We start from the raw sequence: 19,908 nt of genomic DNA, 5'->3' as shown, positions 1-19,908 counted from the left end.
TCAAAGACAGTGATGTCGAACACGACGTCGAGAGGCGTTCCCCATTCAACTTGTGCGAAGAACTCGACGCCGTTCGCTTCAACGTTGCTGCCATGAGGGCGAATATTCTTTACGAAAATCGGTGCAGCGCCGCGGTGTTTGCTTTTGCCGCCGATCGTGGTGCTCGGCTTCCACTCGCAGGCGGAGATGTGAACAACCGACTGCGAGGTGATCGGATCCCAGTTGAAATTCAGCCAGCCTGTGGCGACGGACTTCCACCACACGCGAATGGTTCGATTAGCCATTGAGGTCACTCTCTTTCGCAAGAAATAACTAGAGTTTGACGTTTCGAACTTCGCACTGGTTAGCAATGCGCCCCCGGCTCGTCGCTCTTGCGAGCGCCGCTGTTCGTCCCGGCCGAAGCTGTTTGAACTGTGAATGGCTATTTCATCCGCTCAGTAGCATGCGAGCCGTTTTGACGCTTGCTCCGTTCGGATGAGGTCCTAGGTAAGCTTGCGTCCTCTGCGTTGGTCCTCGACAGCGGAGGGAGATTCGCGACTGCTCGCGGCTCGGATCAGAGTCTCGTGCCTTTTCAGGCATGGAGCAGCGAGCGGACTTGCGACAGCGACATCGGGGAGAGATTGCGGCTCTGCATCGCTCGCCACGCGAGCAAAGCCGCGATAGCAGGGCCCTCAACCCCGCTCGCGAGGCGGCGCTTGGCCTGCGACGCTTGCCTCGATGCGCTTCATGCCCAAGTAGGCGGCGTCGCCTCTCAGCGACCTTTTCGTAGCTACCTCGCCCGCGGTTCACGGCCGCGTGCCTTTTTATGGTTCATCTGCTGGCTTCGAGCCTCGCCCGTCGTCAACTTTCCGCGCCTCTTCGATCAGGCGCGCAAGCTGCTTCTTTAGGACGGAACCTTGGATCTGACGCCCGTCGTATCCTTCGCGGTCAAGGCGTGCGACGATATCGCCGACCCTTCTGCAGTCTCCGGAGCGAGCAAGTTCGAACGCTCGCTCAATTGTTGTCTTGTCGGCATCCATGGCAGTTATGGCTACCTAGCGCCGTTGTATGAGCGTCGATCGGTCATGGCATTGCTCGCCCTTTGTTGCGGTTGGGCTATCCTGCACCCCGTAGCTGCCGCACGACGAACACTGAGCATTTTGCGTGGTATACGATGGCGCCGGCGTTCGAGCCAATGAGAAACCGATCCATTCCTGGCCGGTGGGAGCCTACGACGACGACTTCTGCGCCCCACTCCTCGGCCTCCGCCAGAACCTTTTGATAGACGGGACCGAACAGCACAACGGTCGAGATTCGACCGGTCGGATGGGCGATGCTAGCCGCTAAGGCGGCGATCTCCTTCTCGAGGCCTTGCTGAATATCCTTGTCGAAATTTCCCTTGACGTAGTCGAGGAAGGCGACGGGAATAAGAGTCTGCACATTGACCAGCCTGAGTTCACTATTGAAAGCCCTGGCGAGCGCCGCTGCTTTGTCGATCGCCTGCTTGGTCATCTCAGATTCAGTGAGATCGATCGCGACAAGAATCTTTTTGAGCATCGTCGCCTCCCTGGCTGACCCTTTTAGGAAGTAAGATGCGGAGCTTTAGTGCCGAGGCAACGGTCTCTTACGCACATCTTTGCGAGCATCGTGCTCTCGGCCGTTCGAAGGCGGCGGTCCAGGAACATTGCACAGGGTCATGCGTTTACGGTGTGAATGGCGCCGCTGGCCTTTGCCTTTGATGCGAGGCGCCCGATCCGTCTCAAAGAGCGTGAGAAGGAGTGTTGCTGGAAGGCGGCGGGCGGCGTCCTACGCATAGGAGAGCGCAATGGCGACTGCAGCCTCAAATCCGAAAATCAACCTGATATCGAGCCAGCACATCGATGGCGCGGCCGTTTACGACAAGAGCGGCAAGGAAATCGGCAAGATCGACCATTTCATGATTGATATGGAATCGGGCCGAGTTCTTTACGCGGTCGTCGAATTTTGCGGCTTCATGTGCCTGCATCCCGGCCATCATCCATTGCCTTGGACATCGCTGAAATACGACAGAGACTGTCGTGGATACTTCGCGGATGTCACCCAGGACTTGGTCGAGAGCGCGCCAGACTACACCGACGAAAGCTGGATGGATCGTGAGTGGGAGACGCGCGTGCATCAGCATTATAGCGCTCGGCCTTATTGGAAAGAAATCGGCGGGCAGCAATAATTGGCGGGGCGGCGCCTCTCACAGAGACCATCGTTAGCCACCTTGCGACGGCCGTGAAAGCCGCGGGCTTTTTTCAGCTTCACGCGCAGCTCGTCGCCGTCGACCCGCCGTTTTGAGTGCGGTGCCGATGGCTCAGGCGCGAGCAAGAGTTAACGCCGCTCGACACGTCCGATCCTGAAATTTTCACAGTTCTCCGAAGACCTTGAGGCGAGCGCCGTTCGGGAGGCACAAAAGCGCGGCACACGCATGTATGCCATAGGCGCGTCCGCAAGCGAGCACCCGAGTCTGTCGACGCGCCAATCAAGGCGGCTCGCCTCTATACCATCACAAGCTGGACAATCTGCGCCAGTAATCTCTGATCCCGCTGGGGTGCCAGTCGAAGGCAGCCACAATGCCAGGCATCAATCGATCGGCAGAACCTCGATATGCGGTCATTGTCTTTGAGGGGGCGAGGTGCACTGCATTGCATCGCGAGGATGACCCAATTCGAGCGCGCGAGATTTTTGAGTATGCCGTCGTTGACGAGTCGAAGGTCGATCGCCGCGTCGAGTTTTACGACAGGCTTTACCTGATCGAGGCTTGGTCTAGCGAGGATGAATAGGACATGTGCCAGGCCTGTCGGCTGGCAGGTTAGTTCTGTCACGTTGCCCGCGGTTCACCGCCGCGGGCGTTTTTTGAGCCAAGCTATTGACCCGCCTGGTACGAAACTATCGGGTTAGCGTGCCGCCGAGGCGATCGGCCGGCGCAGAGCCAAACCGACCCTGCGTCGACCTAATTGCTGATTAGAAGAAAAGCCCTAGGCAACCGCCCGCCAAACCGCCCACCACCGCAGCAGCGATTGTGTTCGAAAGACCGCCGAGAGCTGCATAGGCCAGACCGCCGATGATTACCGCGCCGATTCCAGCGAATAAATACGTGCTAGAGGTGACTTCGAGTTCTCTTGCCATGGGCGTTCCTCCTGATCCGTCCCAGGAGCTGCACTTTGTTTCGGTGCGCTTTTGCGGGACGTGCGTCATTTAGACGCAGTCGGATGCTAGCATTGCCACTTGCAGGAGTCCAACGTAACCGAGAGCGACCTGCTGGAGTGCACCCCGTTTGACCGGACACCGGGCGGGGCTGCTTTAAGCACTGAGGCGGATGAACTCCCGGGGCGATCGGAACTTCAAGCCTGAGTGCGGGTGAACTTCGCAATAATCCTCGATCCAGCTGGGCAATTTGGCAAGGATCGTTTCGGCATCCGGCAAGATCGTGAGCCTTGCGTAGTCGCGTTTAAGCGTCTTTACGAAGCTCTCCGACATGCCGTTGCTCTCCGGGCTGCGCACAGGCGTAAAGAGCATCGTCAATCGGAGCGCGCGCGCTGTGTCGGCGGTGTCAGCGGCGATATAGGCGCTGCCATTGTCGGAAAGCCACTCGACCCGATGTGGCGTTTTCGTTGCGCCAAAGCGGCGCTCGACCGCGGCGACCATCAGATCGCGCACCATCTCGCCCGATACGCCGCCATTGGCGACGGCCGACCAGGCGATGATCTCCCGATCGCAGGCGTCGATCACGAAGAGCACGCGCACGACCTCGCCATTGCGGGCGTGTATTTCGAGATGATCTGAGCACCAGCGGCAGTTCGATCGTAGCGCGATGACGACGCCGTCATGCGTGCGGCCGGGCCGCCGCGCCGTATGGCGTTCGAGCGTCAGTCCGCCGTTCTGCATGATCCGCAACACGCGCTTGGCGTTCACGGGCGGCTTGCCCTCGGCCCGCAGCTTCCGGTTCGCGAGGGCGCAGACGCGCCGGTAGCCGTAGGTCGGGCGCTCGTCGACGATGGCGCGGATCAGCGGCGTCAGTTCCGCATCCTCGGCCTTGCGGCGCTTCCAGGCGAAGAGCTGAGAGGGGGCGATCCCGGCGCGGCGAGCGACGAAGGAGACGCTCATGCCCGGTTGCGAGGCTTCTTCAATGAGACGGATTTTCTCGGCCGCGCTCCAACGCCGGCGGCGTTGAACAGAGGTGATGACTTCGACGCGGGAAACCGACGTCTCGGGAGCATTGGTCATAGTCGTATTCATAGGCTTATGCCTATGCCTTATCGGCTATGCCCGGTGTCCGGTCAAAACAGGGTGCACTCCACCTGCTTGCTACGGCGTCGAAACAAAAAACGCCCCGCCGTTACATCCACGGTCGGGGCGCTCATGGCGCCGGCAAAGAGGAGATCAAAACCGGCGACGTATAGAAAGCTTAATCCGTCACACCTTACGCCGCAATTCCTCGGGCGGTGGCCTTGCGCCGATCCTTGGCCGCCGCCCACGCCGTGGCCAGGCATTGCCCGAACGTCCAGCCGAGCCCGAGGCGCTTGCCGTCTCGGAACCGCTTGTGGGCGTCCCGCATGATCGCGGCGCGGTCGTAATTCACGGCCTCAGCCAGCGCCGCAAAACATCGGACTTGAGGGCGCAGCGCTCGGCGCTCTCGACGATGCGGCGAGACATTCGCATCGTCGCGCCGTCGTATGTATCCGTGACGCGCGCGAGCCTAAGGAAGACCCGCGCGAGTTTGAGCCGCCATGTCATCGCAATGATGGTGCGAAGCGGCAGACGGCGGTGTGCGGTCATGACAGCGCCTCGCGCTCAAGCACGGCGACGGCGTTGCGGATGGAGTCGCCGACCATGTCGCCAATCCAATTGTCATTGACGATGTCGTCTTCGTCCAGAAAGTCGGCGATGAACCGAAGGAATTTGGCCGCGCCTGCGGGCGTCGTCGGCTTAGTTGAGTGCAAGTCGATATCCGCATCGAAGTAGACGCTACAGGCGGCGTCCTGGTCAGTCCCTTCCTCCGATTGATTGAAAGCGGCAGCGGCGCGCTGGTATTTCTCAATCGCCGCGAAGATCGGATCAGCTTCCGTGGCGCCGCCGGCAATAGCGGGAAGCCCGGCGACGGGCGTAGCGGCGAGGCCGGCGAGCATGGCCCGCCGCGATGGTGTATGTGCACTCTCAGCCATGATGCGAACTCCTGTTTCGCGTTGTGGTTAGGCCGGGAGGGGGCGAGATCAACACCTCGCCCGGCCGCTTTTTCGGGCGAGGCCAGCGCATAGGCCCCCTCGCGCCTGTCGGAAGTCATTACGTGACGTAAAAGCCCTGGCCGGCTGCTTCTCAGCCCTTGAGCCCGCACGCTGCGGCGGCCGCCATCAGCGCGCATTCGCCGCGGCTGATCCAGCCGGCGCCGACGTGGTGTAGAGACGGCGGGTGCGGGTGGTTTCGGTTTTCATGCAACCTTCCTCCTTTGGATAAGCCGAGGGCGTTCGCCGAACCGGGCGGTTTCGGCGTTGCTCTCGCGAGCGGCTTGTGATAATTGCACTTGTGTTTTTAGCACAAGGAATATGGCTTGTGAAGCCTGCACAAGTGAGAATGGCGCGCGCAGCTCTAAATTGGTCTCTGGCCGATCTGGCCGGAGCGGCGGGCATTCATCGGAACACGGTCTCCAATTTCGAAACCGGGAAATATGCGGGGAGCGAAGAGGCGCTCGCCGCCATCCGCGCCGCGCTCGAAAAGGCCGGCGTCGAATTCATCGAAGAGAACGGCGGAGGGCTGGGCGTGAGGCTTCGTAAGGGCGGCACCAAGCGGCAATTATCGAATGTTGACCGCAGTCGACCTTGACGACAGCTTTCGGACGACGGAACTTGGCAATTATATCAAGCCGGGGAAGGGTTCGCAGATGACAAGCCCAAACGATTGCTCTGATATTGCTGTTTTAAAAGAAATTCATGAATTGACGGGTCGCATCAGCGACCAGCGCATTCAAACAATCCTGCGGTCGGTTATTGACGCGGTAGCCCTTAATCCACAGCCGCTGCCGCCTCGCGCCCACGAATTATTGCAGGCCGTGGTCAATGCGCTTAATCCACAGCCGCTGCCTCCCGTGCGTTAGGTTCGGGGAGATGCGACGCAAATGAGCACTGGCCTGCTCAGATTCGCGCAGCGCAAGGCCGGTCAGCAACGATGGTTCATTTCGCTGGCTTGCGCCAATATTCGCTGACAATTGCTGAATTGTGGGGGGACGAGAAGGGGGACTAAAGCCGGAAACAGAATTTAATTCGTCGTAAATTCAATCACTTAATTCTGTCTTTGGTCGGAGTGAGAGGATTCGAACCTCCGACCCCCTCGTCCCGAACGAGGTGCGCTACCAGGCTGCGCTACACTCCGACAGAAATGGCCGAAGCCGCTTCGGGCCGTTTTATAGACACAGCAGGATTGCGCCGCAACTGGTTTCCGGCGCTCTAGGGACGGACGCGCTCAAGCGTGACAAAAGCGAAGTCCGCTTCGTCCTTCGGACCGCGCGGCGGCGCTTCGCGCGCGACCTCGCGCCAGTCTCGGGGATCGAGCGGGGGAAAGTGCGCGTCGCCGGCGATATCGAGCGCCACTTCCGTCAGTTCGATCACAGCGGTGAGGTCGAGAAAGGCGCGATAGATGTCCTCGCCGCCCGCGATGATGATCTCGTCGACGCCGAGCAAACCGGCCAGCCTGCGCGCCGTCGCTAAGGCCTCCGCCGGACTTGCCGCGACATGGACGCCCTCGGCCCTGAAACTTGGATCGCGCGTCAGCACGACGCTTTCGCGCCCCGGCAGCGGCCGTCCGATCGATTCGAAGGTGCGCCGTCCCATGATCATCGGCTTGCCCCAGGTGCGCGCCTTGTAGCGCTTGAGATCGCTTGAAAGGCGCCAGGGGAGGCCATTGGCGACGCCGATCACGCCATTGCGTCCGCGCGCCACGACGGCGACGATTTTGGGCTCCATCGCCGTCTACACCGCGATCGGCGCGGCGATCGCCGGCCAGGGTTCATAATTCTCGACGTTCACGTCTTCGTATCTGAAGTCGAAGAGCGCGCGCACCGACGGATTGAGCTTCAGGCGGGGCAGGGGCTTTAGCTCGCGGGAGAGCTGAAGCCGCGCTTGCTCGACATGATTCAAATAGAGATGCACGTCGCCGAAACTGTGCACAAAATCGCCAGGCGCGCAGTCCGTGACCTGCGCGACCATATGCGTCAGCAGCGCATAGCTCGCGATGTTGAAAGGCACGCCGAGGAAGACGTCGGCCGAACGCTGGTAGAGCTGGCAGGAAAGCCGCTTTTCGCCGCCCACCTCTGCGACATGAAACTGGAACAGGCAATGGCAGGGCGGCAGCGCCATCTCGTCGACCTGCGCGGGGTTCCATGCGGAGACGATCAGCCGGCGCGAGAAGGGATTGCGCTTGATCTCCTCGATGACATGGGCGAGCTGGTCGATATCCCTGTCGCCGTCGGGCCAGCGCCGCCATTGCATGCCGTAGATCGGACCAAGGTCGCCATCTTCATTCGCCCATTCGTCCCAGATGGTGACGCCATTATCGCGCAGATATTTGACGTTGGTGTCGCCCTGCAAAAACCACAGCAATTCGTGAATGACCGATTTCAGGTGCACGCGCTTGGTCGTCACCAGCGGAAAGCCTTGCGAAAGGTCGAAGCGCATCTGATGGCCGAAAAGCGATAGCGTTCCGACGCCGGTGCGATCGTCCTTGCGCACGCCTTCGCGCAGGATTTTATCCAGAAGGTCGAGATATTGACGCATTGAAGCCTGTGGACGCCTTTTCGTGAGATCCCTGGGTGGGAGTTCAATTAGCAGGTCTCGTTCATCACGTAACGATTGCTCCAAGATCGTTTGTGTAGTAACAAAAAAGCCCAATGCCGATCGAATTCGATCCCGCAAAACGCCGCGCAACGATCGAGCACAGAGGACTTGATATGGCGCGCGCCGGCGAGGTCTTCGCTGACGCGACGTTGACCGTCGAGGACGACCGCCATGACTATGGCGAAAAGCGGTTCATTTCGGTCGGTTTTCTCGACGGCCGAATGGTGGTCCTCGTTTGGACAAAGCGCGGCGGCGTGAGACGCATCATCTCCATGAGGAAAGCCAATGACCGCGAGCAAGCCATCTACGCCCCCAGATTTGGGCGATGACGCTCCGGATTTGTCAACTGAAGAGTGGCGCAAGAAATTCGCCGCCGCTCCTCTTCGGCGAGGGCGGCCACCAGCAAAACGCCGCAAGGTTTCGACGACGATCCGGCTTGACCCCGATATCGTGGAAGCCTTCCGCGCGGCGGGCGAAGGCTGGCAATCGCGCATCAACGCCGCGCTGCGCGAGTATCTGGAGAAGCGCGCACGATCATGACCAGCAATATGCGGCGACAGAATTCGGACTACCTTTGCCCCAAGTAGCTTCTCATTGGCGGCATGAAATCCATGAAGCGACGCCTGCGCGATTCGGTTGCATCCGCGCCCGGCATCCATTTTCCCCGGCCAAGCCTTTGCGCGCTGACCCTGGCGTTCCTATATATGCGCGGTTAGGGGAGACTGTTTCCCCGCAATTTCGAGGACACAAACATGTCGCGTTTCTTCGCCCTTAAGCGTGGATCGCTGATTTCTCTTGTGCTTGCGGCGCTGTTGGCGCTCGCGCCCGCCATCGCCGAAGCGCGTATGGGCGGCGGCGGCAGCTTTGGCAGCCGGGGGGGTCGCTCTTGGTCCGCGCCGCCTTCGACCCGCACCATGCCGGGCCAGGCCTCGCCCTTCGAACGCAGCGTCGCGCCGCGTCCCGCGCCCGGGATGGCTGGGCCGATGTCGCAGCAAGGCGCCTTTGGCGGCGCTTTCGGTCGCGGCATGCTCGGCGGCCTCGCCGGCGGCCTGCTGGGCGCCGGCCTCTTCGGCCTGTTGACGGGCCATGGTCTCTTCGGCGGCATGATGGGGTTCATGTCGATCATCGGCCTGCTGTTGCAGATCGGGCTGATCGTCTTCCTGGCCCGCATGGCTTTCAATTGGTGGACGCGTCGCAATGCCAACGCCATGGCGGGGGCGGGTCACCGTCCGAGCCCGGGCTTCACGTCGCCCTTCACGGCGCGCGCGCCCTTTGGCGCGGCGGGCTTTGGCTCCGGCGCTTCTCCGGAAGCGGCGATGGCGACGCCAATCAAGATTGCGGGGGAGGACTTCAACGCCTTCGAACGCCTGCTCGGCGAATCGCAGGCCGCCTATAGCCGCGAGGATCTTGGCGCGCTGCGCGGCATGTCGACGCCGGAAATGGCCTCCTATTTCGACGACGAATTGGAGGAGAACCGCCGCAAGGGCGTCATCAACCGCGTCTCTGACGTGAAGCTGCTGCAAGGCGACTTGTCGGAGGCGTGGCGCGAAGGCGTCGACGAATACGCCACCGTCGCCATGCGCTTCGCGCTCAATGACGTGATCGAGGATCGCGCCACCGGCAAGCCCGCGCCCGGTTCGCCCGGGCCAACGGAGACGTCCGAGGCCTGGACTTTCCGCCGACCGGCGGGCGCCGGACCGCAGGAGTGGAAGCTCTCGGCGATTCAGCAGGCGGCGTAAGTTCAGCATTGGGCCGCAATCTTTTGCCCCTCCCGCAAGGGAGGGGCTTTTTTATTGCCGGTCCGGGCGCGGCGCGGCGTCTTGACCCTTTGACCGGCGTCCGCAATCTGCGTCGTGCTATGGAATTTGTGACTTTTGATGCGCGCGCCTTTGATGCTGCATGATCTTTCTGCGCTGCCGATCGACGATGTGCTGCCGGCGATTTGCGCGGCGCTTGACGCGTCGTGCAACCTTGTCGTCGTCGCCCCGCCCGGCGCCGGCAAAACCACGCGCGCGCCGCTCGCGCTGCTCGACGCCGACTGGGCGAAGGGCCGCAAGCTCATTTTGCTGGAGCCGCGACGTCTCGCCGCCCGCGCTGCGGCGAGCCGCATGGCGGCGACGCTCGGCGAGACTGTCGGCGAAACGATCGGTCTGCGGATGCGCCTCGAATCGAAAATCTCGGCGCGAACGCGCGTCGAGGTCGTCACCGAAGGCGTGTTCGCGCGGATGATCCTCGACGATGCGGGGCTCGAGGGCGTGGCGGGCGTGCTGTTCGACGAATATCACGAGCGCTCGCTCGAAGCGGATCTCGGCCTTGCGCTGGCGCTCGACGCCCAGGCAGGACTGCGCGACGATCTGCGGCTCATCGCCATGTCGGCGACGCTCGACGGGGCGCGCGTCGCCGCGCTGATGGGCGCCCAGACGATCGAGAGCCAGGGGCGCGCATTTGGCGTCGAGACGCGTTATCTCGGCCGCGACGCCAATGCGCGCATCGAAGAGGCGATGACGCGCGCGATCATGCTGGCGCTGCGCGAAGAGCGGGGTTCGATCCTCGCGTTTCTGCCGGGGCAGGGGGAGATCGCGCGCGTCGCCTCACGCCTCGCTGATTCGCGCCTGCCGGACGACATCGACGTCGCGCCGCTCTATGGCGCGCTCGATCGCGGCGAGCAGGACCGGGCCATCGCGCCGGCGCGGCCGGGACGCCGAAAAATCGTGCTCGCCACGTCGATCGCGGAAACCTCGCTCACGATCGAAGGCGTGCGCATCGTGATCGACAGCGGGCTGGCGCGTGTGCAGCGCTTCGAGCCGGATCTCGGATTGTCGCGACTCGAAACCGTTCGCGCTTCTCGCGCCAGCGTCGATCAGCGCCGCGGCCGCGCCGGCCGCACCGAGCCCGGCGTCTGCTATCGCTTATGGGACGAGCCGCAGACGGCGGCGCTCCCGGCCTTCGCCGCACCCGAAATTCTCGACGCCGATCTCTCCGGCCTTGCCCTTGATCTCGCGGCCTGGGGGGTGAGCGATCCGGGGCGACTCAAATGGCTCGATCCGCCGCCGGCGCCCGCCTGGAAGGAGGCGGTCGCGCTCGATCGCGAACTCGGGGCGCTCGACGACGATGGTCGGCTTACCGACATGGGCCGCGCCGTACGGGCGCTGCCGCTCGCGCCCAGATTGGCGCGAATGGTGGTCGAGGCGGCGCGCCACGGCGAGGCCAGACGCGCCGCGGAACTCGCCATGCTGCTCTCCGAGCGCGGGATCGGCGGCTCCGACGCCGACCTTTCGCATCGGCTCGAGCGCCTGCACGGCGAAAACTCCAAACGCGCGCGCGATGCCCTGCGCCTCGCCGCGCAATGGGCGCGGCAGGCGATGGCGGCGGCTGATCGATCGCCCACACCCCAGCCCTCCCCCGCTCACGCGGGAGAGGGGGCAGACACCGCCCTTCAGGCAAATCGCCGATCATTAGCGTCCCCTCTCCCGCGCAGCGGGGGAGGGACAGGGAGGGGGCTGTCGGATGGCGCGCTGATCGCGCTCGCCTATCCCGACCGCATCGCCAAATCGCGCGGCGCGCGCGGCGAGTTCCTGATGGCGAATGGTCGCGCCGCGATCGTGCCGGTCGATGATCCTCTGTCGCGCGCGTCTTTTCTCGCCATCGCGGAAATCACCGGCCGGGCGGCGCAGGCGCGCATCCTTGCCGCTTGCGCGCTCACCGCCGAGGAGGTCGAGACGATCGCGGGCGAGCGCATCGAGACGCGCGATGAAACCGTCTTCGACGCGGCGAGCGCCAGCCTGCGGCGGCGCGCCTTCCGGCGTCTCGGGGCGATACGGCTCTCCGAGCGCAATCTGGCGGTCGAGCCGTCCGAAGAAAACGCGGGGATGCTCGCGCGCGGCGTCGCTGGCCTCGGCGTCGCGCGCCTGCCATGGACGAAGTCGCAGATGCAGCGGCGCGACCGGGTCGCCTTTTTGCGTCGCGCTGAGGGCGACGAGTGGCCGGACCTCTCCGACGCCGCTCTGGCGGCAAGCGCCGAAGACTGGCTTGCGCCGTTCATTGAGGGTCGCTCGTCGCTTGCGGAGATGATGGCTGATGATCTTGAGGCCGCGCTCGCTCAGCTTCTCCCCTATGAGTTGTCGCGCAGGCTCGATGCGGAAGCGCCAGCCCATTTCGAGACGCCTGCCGGGTCGCGCCATGCGCTCGATTATGCGGCCGAAAACGGACCGATCCTTTCGGTGCGCGTGCAGGAACTTTACGGCCTTTCAACTCACCCGACTCTTGCGCGCGGACGCGCGCCCTTAACGCTGGAACTGCTGTCGCCCGCGCATCGGCCGATCCAGACGACGCGCGATCTTCCGAGCTTTTGGAAAGGCTCATGGAACGAGGTGAAGAAGGAGATGAGAGGGCGCTATCCGCGCCATCTCTGGCCGGACGATCCGGCGGCCGCGCAGCCGACGACACGCGCCAAGCCGCGGGGCTCGTGAGCCCTGCGGCTGAGCGAAGCGTGGACGCCAGCGCGCTGGGTCCAGGCGCCGCCGGATTTCGTCTACCGCGCAGTGCTTGCGGTCGTCGCAGACGTTTCGGCGCGCGAGAGCCGTTCGATCGCGACCGTCGCCGTGCCGGTATTGTTCCTGTAGAAGATTTGTGCGCGTCCCGGCCAGGCGATGTGAGCCGCGTCATTCACGAAGAGAAATAACTCTCCCGTGTCGCGTGCGATGAACTCGGAAACGAAGGTCGTGCGCGGAAACGGAGAGTTGCAGCTGCGCCCATCGAGTTCGAAAGTGTCTCGGGTCCAGGCGCGCTTCGCCGCGTCGAGTTCATTAGACGGCAACGGATCGCTGACCGACATCGCCATCCCGGGATCGCAAGAAGCGGCTTTCGGCGTCGCCTTGCAAAATTCCGCATGCTCCGGTGTTTCATCGTAGCGGATCGGCAGTCGCGTGCAGCGCCGGCCCCGAGACGACAATGCGCCGCCGCCGTCGACAGGAACGAGCGGCCATTCGAGTTCGCCGCTCTCGCCGATGCGCGCAATCGGATGGAACCAGGCGACGGAGGGCCAGCGGCGCAGGACCGTCGCCGCCGACAGTGTGACCCCGGAGCTGTCAAAGCCGTACGGGTCAGTCAGAATCAACTGATCGAGCCAAGGGTCATGACCACCGTTTCTTGGATCGACATTGATCGTGAGGCGATAGGGCGCGCCGCGCTCGAGCAACCAGCCGCTCGCCCAGCAGGGATCGCTGGTGCGAAACTCTTTTGGACTCGCGCGAACGCCAAGCCATTGCGCGTCTTTTGACGCTTCGCATACGGAGCCGTTCCCGACGAGGAAATTGAACCCCGCGCGGTTGCCGAGGATGAGGACAGGCGCGACGAGGAAGGCGAGGGCGTATGCGACCGGCAAAATCGGACGCGCAATTGCAATCATTTGTCGGCGGGAGGGACTGTTTCGTAGGCGACGCACCAAGCGCGAAAGCGGTCCCGGCGCCACGCCGGCAACCTTCCTGTTTTCTTCGCCCTGAACGTTCCACGCGCGCCGGGCGTGATACTGAATCGTGTCCTGATATTTGTCGTTCAGAGCGCTCAGAACAAGATAGATGACCACCAACGCAATAACGAACAGCGGGTGCTGAATCGCGGCCTGCACATGCGCGCTCAGCCAAGCGGGCGTGATCGACAGAATTGCGTCTCCCACCCCTCTAAAGACGTTGGAGAGCGCATCGAGAGTGGATCGTAGCCAAGGTACGACTGCAAGGGAGTTGCTAAAGTCTGGAATCAATCCGCCCATCCAATCGATAACTTCGTCCGCCATCGGCAGCAGAAGAACGACGATGAACAGTCCCAAGAAGCAGAAGTAGAGAATCCGCCGCAGCCACACGTAATCGCGCGCGATCTCCATATCAACTTCAATTGGAGCGTCGAGCCGTTTCAACGCCGCGTCCGCAAACTGCATCCGCTCCTTCAGTCCTGGAAGCAGGAAGGGCGGAACGGTGGCTTCGTCGGCAGGCGTCACGTGGTCATAGCCGGGGCCGGATTTCGGCTTGGCCACCGCCCCGTCGGGCATCGCGACTTCGGCTTCGTCCTTTTCGTCCTCAACGCCGCCAAGCGCGATCGGCGCGTAATCCTCGTGCCCTTTGACGAGACGTTCGACAACAGAGTGATGAATGGTCGGCTGGAAATAAGCGTTGCCCTTGGCGTCTTCTTTCGTAACGGCGCGCGGGTCGTAGCGGTAAAGGATCGCAAGGCCGGAGCGCGAGTCGTGCAGAGGACCGAAAGACGTCGCGATCTTTCGGAACTCATCCAGGGCGCCGTCTTGAAATGCGAGCTGCTTCGCAGAATTCCTGGCTGCCGATCTTGTCGCCTCTCCAAGCATCCATAGGAGCGGGACATGCGCGGTCGCATCGTCGGGGTAGCCGCCGCCAATGTCGGAATGAACGCCAGCGAACCAGACTTCCTCGACGCGTTTGAACGTTTGACCACTCTCGGCGATGTCTTCCTTGCGGAGCGAAACCCGGATCGGGTGGAAAGTGCGCCTTTCATCGTCAAGGCTCAACGCCTGACGAACGCACTTCACATTTTTCCAAATAGAATGATCGCCGCCGAAACTGATCGGCCAGACCAGCCGATGCACGCCTTCGCGCATCTCTTCGATCGGCACCCCATAAGCCTCGACCGTATCGAACAGGCCCATGAAGTCGATCGTGATATTTTCCGCGCAGCGGGAGGGGTCAGCGGCCTGAACCGTTTCGTAGCCAGGTTGTCCGCCCAATTGCCGTCCGACCCACAAGAAGGCGTCGCGCAGCTTTCGAACGCCGAGCTTCACCCAGATATTTGTGTCGCGCGCCGGGTCCTTGGCGCAATAGTCGCGCCATGCAGCCTCGGAGTTACGCACCATTTCGCGGTGCGACACGCGCCGGCCGTTTACATATGTCGGCAACAGGCCTTGATTGGCGACAAAATCCACGAGCGTTCGAATGGTGAAGGCGCCGCGGCTAAAGCCGAACATGTAGATCGCTGCGTCAGGCTCCCAATTCCAGGACAGAAAACGGTAAAGCTTGCGTACGTTCGAGGGGACGCCGAGACCGGTGGCGCCGTCGAGCATCGCGAGCGGCTTGAAACCCTGTGTGCCGACGCCGGGAATGTAATAGACGATCTGATCGTCCCGGGAGAGGTCAAGCGCCTTGGAGAGGCGGCAAATATTCGAGACCTGGACGAGCAGTCCGTTTCCAGTGCCGTCGGCGAGCAAAACAATTTTCTTGGCCATAGCGAAACCTCGAAAATAATAAAGCAAATTTAGCAACAACCGAAAATTTACGAGCGCTCGCCGCGCTCCGCAAGCATAAAGTGCACCATCCCACGCCGCATTTGGCGCGGGACAAATTTTCGCTTATGTCAAGGCGGCCAAGTCGACGCTCGCCTGGAGCGCTTCCCGATCACATGGAATCATGTGATCGATAAGGAATCGCTCATCAAAGTATTTGAGCAGGTTCTCATCGAAAAAGTCTGTCAACTTTTTCGGAACCTGCTCTAAGCGAAGGATTGTTGATGTTTCCCAAGCCCGTCCCGAATCTGCGCCCGAATACATTCGAATATGAAGAGGCGCCGCTCATCAAATCGACCGGCTTTCGCGAATATGACGCGCGCTGGCTGTTTGGCGCGGACCTCAATTTGATGGGCGTGCAGGCGCTCGGCATGGGGCTTGGCGCGCTGCTGCGCGAATTGGGCGTCGCGCCCGAAATCGTCGTCGGCCATGATTATCGCAGCTATTCTTCATCGATCAAATTGGCGCTGGTGAGCGGCCTCATGGCCGCCGGCGTGCGCGTGCGCGATATCGGTCTCGCACTGTCGCCGATGGCCTATTTCGCGCAGTTCGATCTCGATGTCGCCGCCGTGGCGATGGTCACGGCCTCGCATAATGACAACGGCTGGACGGGCGTGAAGATGGGCGCGCGGCGGCCGGTGACCTTCGGGCCGGAGGAGATGGGACGCCTCAAGGAGATCGTTCTCGCCGGCGAATTTCACGAGGCGGAAGGCGGCTCCTACCGCTACATCGAGAATTTCGGCGCGCGTTACATCGACGATCTCACCCGCCGGCCGCCGTTCACCCGCAAGATGAAGGTCGTCGCCGCCTGCGGCAATGGCACCGCCGGCGCCTTCGCGCCGCGGATGCTGGAGCGCCTCGGCTGCGACGTGATCCCGCTTGACGTCTCGCCGGACTACACCTTCCCGCGCTACAATCCCAATCCCGAAGATATGGACATGCTGCACGCCATCGCCGACAAGGTGCGTGAGACCGGCGCCTGCGTCGGCCTCGGCTTTGACGGCGACGGGGATCGCTGCGGCGTTGTCGACAATAATGGCGAGGAGATCTTCGCCGACAAGATCGGCGTTATGCTCGCGCGCGATCTCTCCAAGGTCCATCCGAACGCGTCATTCGTGGTCGACGTGAAGTCGACCGGACTTTTCGCAACGGACCCCGAGCTCGTCGCGCGCGGCGTCGTCACGGAATATTGGAAGACCGGGCATTCCTACATCAAGCGCCGCGTCAGCGAGCGCAAGGCGCTCGCCGGATTCGAAAAGTCGGGGCACTTCTTTTTCAACGAGCCGATCGGACGCGGCTATGACGACGGGCTGCTCACCGCCGTCCACGTCCTCGAAATGCTCGATCGCAATCCGACGAAGTCGATGGCCGAGCTCTACGCCGAGCTGCCGAAGACCTGGGGCTCGCCGACGATGTCGCCGCATTGCGACGACGAAAAGAAATATGGCGTCATCGACAAGGTGACGGCGCGCATCGAGGCGATGCGGGCGCAGGGCGAACAGATCATCGGGCAGCCGATCCGCGACGTCGTCACCATCAATGGCGTGCGCGTAACGGTCGCCGACGGCACCTGGGGCCTCGTGCGCGCGTCGTCCAACAAGCCGGAACTCGTCGTCGTCGTCGAAAGTCCTGTGTCGCAGTCGCGCATGAAGGAAATGTTTACGGCGATCGACGGCGTCCTGCGGGAAAACCCTGAGGTCGGCGCCTACAACCAGACGATATAGAGCTTTCGCCACGAGCGAGGTTCTACGCTTCTCGACACATTGGCGGGGGAGCTGAACATGGGAGTGATGCAGCGCCCGCTCCTCGCCGATGTCGCAACTTTTCTGCGGTTCTATTCGCGTCTTCCGATCGGCGACGACGCGCAGGCGCGGCTTGATTTCGCGCGCATGGCGCCGGCGCTTCCGATCGCCGGCGCCGTGATCGGCGCCACGGGCGCGGCGGGTCTGTTAGTGGCGCGCATCTGCCATTTTCCTGCGCTCGTCTGCGCGCTCGTCGCTGTCGCGGTCCTCGTGCTCGCCACAGGCGCGCTGCACGAGGACGGACTCGCGGATGTCGCGGACGGGTTCGGCGGCGGGGCGACGCGAGAGTCGAAGCTCGCCATTATGCGCGACAGCCGCGTTGGGACCTATGGCGCGCTGGCGCTGTGTTTCTCGATTCTGCTGCGCGTCGCGGCGCTGGCGTCGATCGCTGAGCGAAGCGTCGCGCTCGCGGCGCTCGCGCTCGTCTTCGTGGCGGCCTTGTCGCGCGTCGCCGGACTGGCGCCGATGATGTGGCTTCCGCCGGCGCGCGCCGAGGGGCTCGGCGCAGGCGTCTCGGCGCCCTCGCGCGAGGTCTGGGCGCGCGCGGGGTTCGCCGCCGCAGCCTTTGGCCTTGGGCCTTGGCTTGCCGGCGCCGGCGCAAGCCAGATCGCGGTTGCGATCATCGCCGCTTTCGGCGCCGCCGCGCTCATCGCCAATCTCGCAAAACGGCAGATCGGCGGCTACACGGGCGACGTCCTCGGCGCCGCGCAGCAGCTCGCCGAGATCGCCGCTCTGGCGGCGCTATCGGCTAATTGAGATCAGGCGGTTTCGGCAGGTTCGGCGTCGGCCGAATTCGCCGCGTCGGCAAAGCGCGCGAGAGCGGCGCGCACCTCGCCAACGGCGTCGAGCAGCGTTTCGACTCCAGCGCCAGGCTTGACGGCTTCGAGCGCCAGCCGCCGACGGAACGACCGTGCGCCCGGCATCCCAGCGAAAAGCCCGAGAAGATGGCGCGTCATCGCTGAGAGCCGCTCGCCCTTCGCGAGTTCGCGCTCGACGTAGGGAAGAAAGGCGTCGACGGCGTCGAAGAGGTCCGCCGCCGGAGAGGGCTGTCCAAACAAGAGTGGATCGACATCCAGGAGCAAGGCCGGATCGTGATAGGCGGCGCGCCCGATCATCACGCCATCGACGAACTGCAGCTGCTCCTGCATCTCAGCCATCCGCGTCAGTCCGCCATTGATGGCGACCGGAACGTCCGGCAGGGCGCGCTTGAGACGGTGCACCAGCCGATAGTCCAGCGGCGGGACATCCCTGTTTTCCTTGGGCGAGAGCCCCTTGAGCCAGGCCTTCCGCGCATGGACGAACAGTGCGTCGGCGCCGCTGTCGACGCAGGCTTCGGCAAGCGCGAACAGCGCTTTTTCGGGGTCCTGATCGTCGACGCCGATGCGGCATTTCACCGTGACGGGAATGGCGACGGCGTCCTTCATCGCCTTAATGCAATCGCCGACGCGGTCAGGCTCGCGCATGAGACAGGCGCCGAACGCGCCGTTCTGCACGCGATCCGACGGGCAGCCGACATTGAGATTAACCTCCGCATAGCCAAATTTTTCGACGAGAACGGCCGACGTCGCTAAAGCAGCGGGTTCGGCGCCGCCGAGCTGCATGGCGACAGGCTGCTCAAACGGATCAAACGCCATCAGCCGGGCGCGGTCGCCGTGGATGACCGCGCCCGTCGTGAGCATTTCCGTATAAAGGCGCGCGCGCCGCGACAACAGGCGATGGAAGTATCGGCAGTGCCGATCCGTCCAATCCATCATCGGCGCAACGGCGAATCTAATATCTTGATTTGTAAGCATTATCTGCTTAGTCTCAACGGCATAGGTCGCGTCGTGTGCACTCCGTTCTACGCCTCGATACGACACTTTTCGCTACTTTTCGACTTCTCAGTGCACACAGAGCGCACACGAAATGGCGACGTTCACGAAGCTCAAATCGGGGTCCTGGCGCGCTCAGGTTCGGCGTAAAGGAAAATATCGAGTCGTTTCTCCGCCGCCGCGACGCCGAGGAATGGGCGCTGGACATCGAGCGCCGGATTGATCGCGGTGAATCTCCAACCAAATGTGCGCGAAGGAACGCCAAGACGTTCGGCGATCTCGTGCGTCCCCATCGGGAGACCTTCAGGATGTAGGAAAAGCAGATCGGTCGATCAAAAGCTGCCAGCCTGATCTTTCTTGAGCGACGCCTTGGGAGTGAGCTGGATCGCGAGCGCCTCGTTCAATTTGGTCGGGATCGGGCGAACGAAGGGGCCGTAGCTAGGGATCGATCTCGGCTACATCAAAACGATATTGTCGCATGCGGCGGCCGTGCATGGCGTGCAGCTCTCGACGGAACCAATCGATCTTGCACGTATTGCACTGGGTCGACTTGGGTTGGTGGGAAAGGGGATCGAACGGGATCGTCGGCCAACACAAGATGAAATCGATCGGATCATCGGCCGTTCCCGCGATCGCGCTACGATCGAAACCCCGCAAACTTCCTCGCCGCCGTCTGCATCGCTGCAACCGTCAGCTATTGGCTATGAGCTGGGCCCTACGGCAGGATTTCCAGTGACTGGATCCAGACATAGCGGCCGGCGAGGCCGACATCGACTTCGCCCACCAGACGGACGCGCGTTTCCGGCGTGACCGCTCGACCGGCGAAGACAGGCGAGCTGATCTCGACGCGGATGTCTCCCGTTGCGTCGCGGAAGAGGAAATAGTCCGATCGTTGGTGCGAGACGATGTTCCCCTTCAGGGTGACATAGCTGCCGGGGCGGACTCGCGAAACCGCAGCGACGGCGCTTGGCCGGCTGCTGGTTGCGGCAGAGGGACCGGTAAACTGGGCCACGGCCGCCGTCACGGGAACTGAAGACAGAATCAGCGCGACCATCACATGTTTCATGTTGAAATCTCCCATGCTGCCGCAGCTTGCTTCAGGACGACGATTGAAGCAACACGCAGGCTGCCGCAAGCATGTAGAAGATGGCTCGCCTCGCCGCCGC

General features: G+C 62.6%; 23 protein-coding genes, 1 tRNA gene and 1 pseudogene. 11 read left to right on the top strand and 14 right to left on the bottom strand.

Annotated elements, in window-relative coordinates; translation table 11 throughout:
* Together IYX23_RS07705 and IYX23_RS07700 are read right to left on the bottom strand one after the other, a co-directional pair.
* On the bottom strand, positions 1 to 284 hold a 284-nt coding region (locus IYX23_RS07705; RefSeq protein ID WP_196398839.1), incomplete at its 3' end, for a hypothetical protein.
* 811 nt (positions 285 to 1,095) lie between these two features.
* On the bottom strand, positions 1,096 to 1,536 hold the full coding sequence (locus IYX23_RS07700) for a universal stress protein (protein ID WP_196392334.1): 441 nt from the start codon (positions 1,534 to 1,536) through the stop codon (positions 1,096 to 1,098).
* A gap of 268 nt (positions 1,537 to 1,804) precedes the next feature.
* Between IYX23_RS07700 and IYX23_RS07695 the strand changes: the two genes are divergently transcribed.
* Together IYX23_RS07695 and IYX23_RS07690 are read left to right on the top strand one after the other, a co-directional pair.
* On the top strand, positions 1,805 to 2,185 hold the full coding sequence (locus IYX23_RS07695; RefSeq protein ID WP_196392333.1) for a PRC-barrel domain-containing protein: 381 nt from the start codon (positions 1,805 to 1,807) through the stop codon (positions 2,183 to 2,185).
* Positions 2,186 to 2,576: 391 nt separating this feature from the next.
* Positions 2,577 to 2,786, top strand: coding sequence for a hypothetical protein (locus IYX23_RS07690; protein WP_196392332.1), 210 nt, complete (start codon positions 2,577 to 2,579; stop codon positions 2,784 to 2,786).
* A 181-nt stretch (positions 2,787 to 2,967) separates the two neighbouring features.
* Here the strand turns inward: IYX23_RS07690 and IYX23_RS07685 are convergent, their stop codons facing one another.
* The 5 genes from IYX23_RS07685 to IYX23_RS07665 all read right to left on the bottom strand — a co-directional run bounded on the left by IYX23_RS07685 (position 2,968) and on the right by IYX23_RS07665 (position 5,168).
* Entirely contained in the window at positions 2,968 to 3,132 is a 165-nt protein-coding gene (locus IYX23_RS07685; protein WP_196392331.1) for a hypothetical protein, read from the bottom strand.
* Between the two features lie 174 nt (positions 3,133 to 3,306).
* Positions 3,307 to 4,230, bottom strand: coding sequence for an IS3 family transposase (locus IYX23_RS07680; protein ID WP_196392330.1), 924 nt, complete (start codon positions 4,228 to 4,230; stop codon positions 3,307 to 3,309).
* Between the two features lie 196 nt (positions 4,231 to 4,426).
* Entirely contained in the window at positions 4,427 to 4,585 is a 159-nt protein-coding gene (locus IYX23_RS07675) for a hypothetical protein (protein ID WP_196392329.1), read from the bottom strand.
* A complete protein-coding gene (locus tag IYX23_RS07670; protein ID WP_196392328.1) occupies positions 4,582 to 4,782 on the bottom strand; it encodes a hypothetical protein in 201 nt (66 codons plus the stop codon). The genes IYX23_RS07675 and IYX23_RS07670 overlap by 4 nt, the downstream gene beginning before the upstream one ends.
* A complete protein-coding gene (locus IYX23_RS07665) occupies positions 4,779 to 5,168 on the bottom strand; it encodes a hypothetical protein (RefSeq protein WP_196392327.1) in 390 nt (129 codons plus the stop codon). The genes IYX23_RS07670 and IYX23_RS07665 overlap by 4 nt, the downstream gene beginning before the upstream one ends.
* Positions 5,169 to 5,553: 385 nt before the next feature.
* On the opposite strand from IYX23_RS07665, the gene IYX23_RS07660 reads away from it, so the two are divergent.
* Both IYX23_RS07660 and IYX23_RS07655 read left to right on the top strand, forming a co-directional pair.
* Positions 5,554 to 5,823, top strand: a complete 270-nt coding sequence (locus IYX23_RS07660) for a helix-turn-helix transcriptional regulator (protein WP_348643638.1) — start codon at positions 5,554 to 5,556, stop codon at positions 5,821 to 5,823.
* Positions 5,801 to 6,094: a hypothetical protein gene (locus IYX23_RS07655; RefSeq protein WP_196392326.1), complete on the top strand. Its 294-nt coding sequence runs from the start codon at positions 5,801 to 5,803 to the stop codon at positions 6,092 to 6,094. The genes IYX23_RS07660 and IYX23_RS07655 overlap by 23 nt, the downstream gene beginning before the upstream one ends.
* A 198-nt stretch (positions 6,095 to 6,292) precedes the next feature.
* Here the strand turns inward: IYX23_RS07655 and IYX23_RS07650 are convergent.
* From IYX23_RS07650 to IYX23_RS07640, 3 genes are all read right to left on the bottom strand, one after another.
* Positions 6,293 to 6,369: transfer RNA gene (locus tag IYX23_RS07650), tRNA-Pro, on the bottom strand.
* Between the two features lie 74 nt (positions 6,370 to 6,443).
* Entirely contained in the window at positions 6,444 to 6,959 is a 516-nt protein-coding gene (locus IYX23_RS07645; protein ID WP_196392325.1) for a dihydrofolate reductase, read from the bottom strand.
* A gap of 6 nt (positions 6,960 to 6,965) precedes the next feature.
* On the bottom strand, positions 6,966 to 7,769 hold the full coding sequence (locus IYX23_RS07640) for a thymidylate synthase (RefSeq protein ID WP_196392324.1): 804 nt from the start codon (positions 7,767 to 7,769) through the stop codon (positions 6,966 to 6,968).
* 113 nt (positions 7,770 to 7,882) lie between these two features.
* Between IYX23_RS07640 and IYX23_RS07635 the strand changes: the two genes are divergently transcribed.
* The 4 genes from IYX23_RS07635 (at position 7,883) to hrpB (ending at position 12,298) form a co-directional block, all read left to right on the top strand.
* Complete coding sequence (locus tag IYX23_RS07635; RefSeq protein WP_196392323.1) at positions 7,883 to 8,158, top strand: BrnT family toxin; 276 nt, start codon at positions 7,883 to 7,885, stop codon at positions 8,156 to 8,158.
* Positions 8,148 to 8,369, top strand: a complete 222-nt coding sequence (locus tag IYX23_RS07630) for a BrnA antitoxin family protein (RefSeq protein WP_246716563.1) — start codon at positions 8,148 to 8,150, stop codon at positions 8,367 to 8,369. Before IYX23_RS07635 ends, IYX23_RS07630 begins: the two co-directional genes overlap by 11 nt.
* A gap of 212 nt (positions 8,370 to 8,581) precedes the next feature.
* Positions 8,582 to 9,568: a TIM44-like domain-containing protein gene (locus IYX23_RS07625; protein WP_196392321.1), complete on the top strand. Its 987-nt coding sequence runs from the start codon at positions 8,582 to 8,584 to the stop codon at positions 9,566 to 9,568.
* Between the two features lie 153 nt (positions 9,569 to 9,721).
* Entirely contained in the window at positions 9,722 to 12,298 is a 2,577-nt protein-coding gene (gene hrpB, locus IYX23_RS07620; protein ID WP_196392369.1) for an ATP-dependent helicase HrpB, read from the top strand.
* A 62-nt stretch (positions 12,299 to 12,360) separates the two neighbouring features.
* On the opposite strand, the gene IYX23_RS07615 is transcribed toward hrpB, so the two are convergent.
* Positions 12,361 to 15,072 (bottom strand): DUF2235 domain-containing protein, encoded by a 2,712-nt coding sequence (locus IYX23_RS07615; RefSeq protein ID WP_196392320.1) that lies wholly within the window; start codon positions 15,070 to 15,072, stop codon positions 12,361 to 12,363.
* Positions 15,073 to 15,353: 281 nt separating this feature from the next.
* On the opposite strand from IYX23_RS07615, the gene IYX23_RS07610 reads away from it, so the two are divergent.
* Both IYX23_RS07610 and cobS read left to right on the top strand, forming a co-directional pair.
* Entirely contained in the window at positions 15,354 to 16,853 is a 1,500-nt protein-coding gene (locus tag IYX23_RS07610) for a phosphomannomutase/phosphoglucomutase (RefSeq protein WP_026222900.1), read from the top strand.
* 66 nt (positions 16,854 to 16,919) lie between these two features.
* On the top strand, positions 16,920 to 17,687 hold the full coding sequence (gene cobS, locus IYX23_RS07605) for an adenosylcobinamide-GDP ribazoletransferase (RefSeq protein ID WP_196392319.1): 768 nt from the start codon (positions 16,920 to 16,922) through the stop codon (positions 17,685 to 17,687).
* A 2-nt stretch (positions 17,688 to 17,689) separates the two neighbouring features.
* Here cobS and dusA read toward each other — a convergent pair whose 3' ends face one another.
* Positions 17,690 to 18,724, bottom strand: a complete 1,035-nt coding sequence (gene dusA, locus IYX23_RS07600; RefSeq protein WP_196392318.1) for a tRNA dihydrouridine(20/20a) synthase DusA — start codon at positions 18,722 to 18,724, stop codon at positions 17,690 to 17,692.
* 131 nt (positions 18,725 to 18,855) lie between these two features.
* Positions 18,856 to 19,035 carry a hypothetical protein gene (locus IYX23_RS07595; protein ID WP_196392317.1) on the bottom strand — a complete coding sequence of 60 codons (180 nt, stop codon included), beginning with the start codon at positions 19,033 to 19,035 and terminating at the stop codon, positions 18,856 to 18,858.
* Between the two features lie 301 nt (positions 19,036 to 19,336).
* On the opposite strand from IYX23_RS07595, the pseudogene IYX23_RS20240 reads away from it, so the two are divergent.
* A pseudogene (locus IYX23_RS20240) lies at positions 19,337 to 19,449 on the top strand (IS5/IS1182 family transposase); the annotation flags it as partial.
* An 8-nt stretch (positions 19,450 to 19,457) separates the two neighbouring features.
* Here the strand turns inward: IYX23_RS20240 and IYX23_RS07590 are convergent.
* On the bottom strand, positions 19,458 to 19,808 hold the full coding sequence (locus IYX23_RS07590) for a NirD/YgiW/YdeI family stress tolerance protein (protein WP_196392316.1): 351 nt from the start codon (positions 19,806 to 19,808) through the stop codon (positions 19,458 to 19,460).
* Between the last annotated feature and the right edge of the window lie 100 nt (positions 19,809 to 19,908).

The sequence above is a fragment of the Methylocystis sp. L43 genome (assembly GCF_015709525.1).
In the GTDB taxonomy this organism is placed as follows: Bacteria; Pseudomonadota; Alphaproteobacteria; order Rhizobiales; family Beijerinckiaceae; genus Methylocystis.
This window is presented reverse-complemented; position numbering and strand designations above follow the sequence as displayed.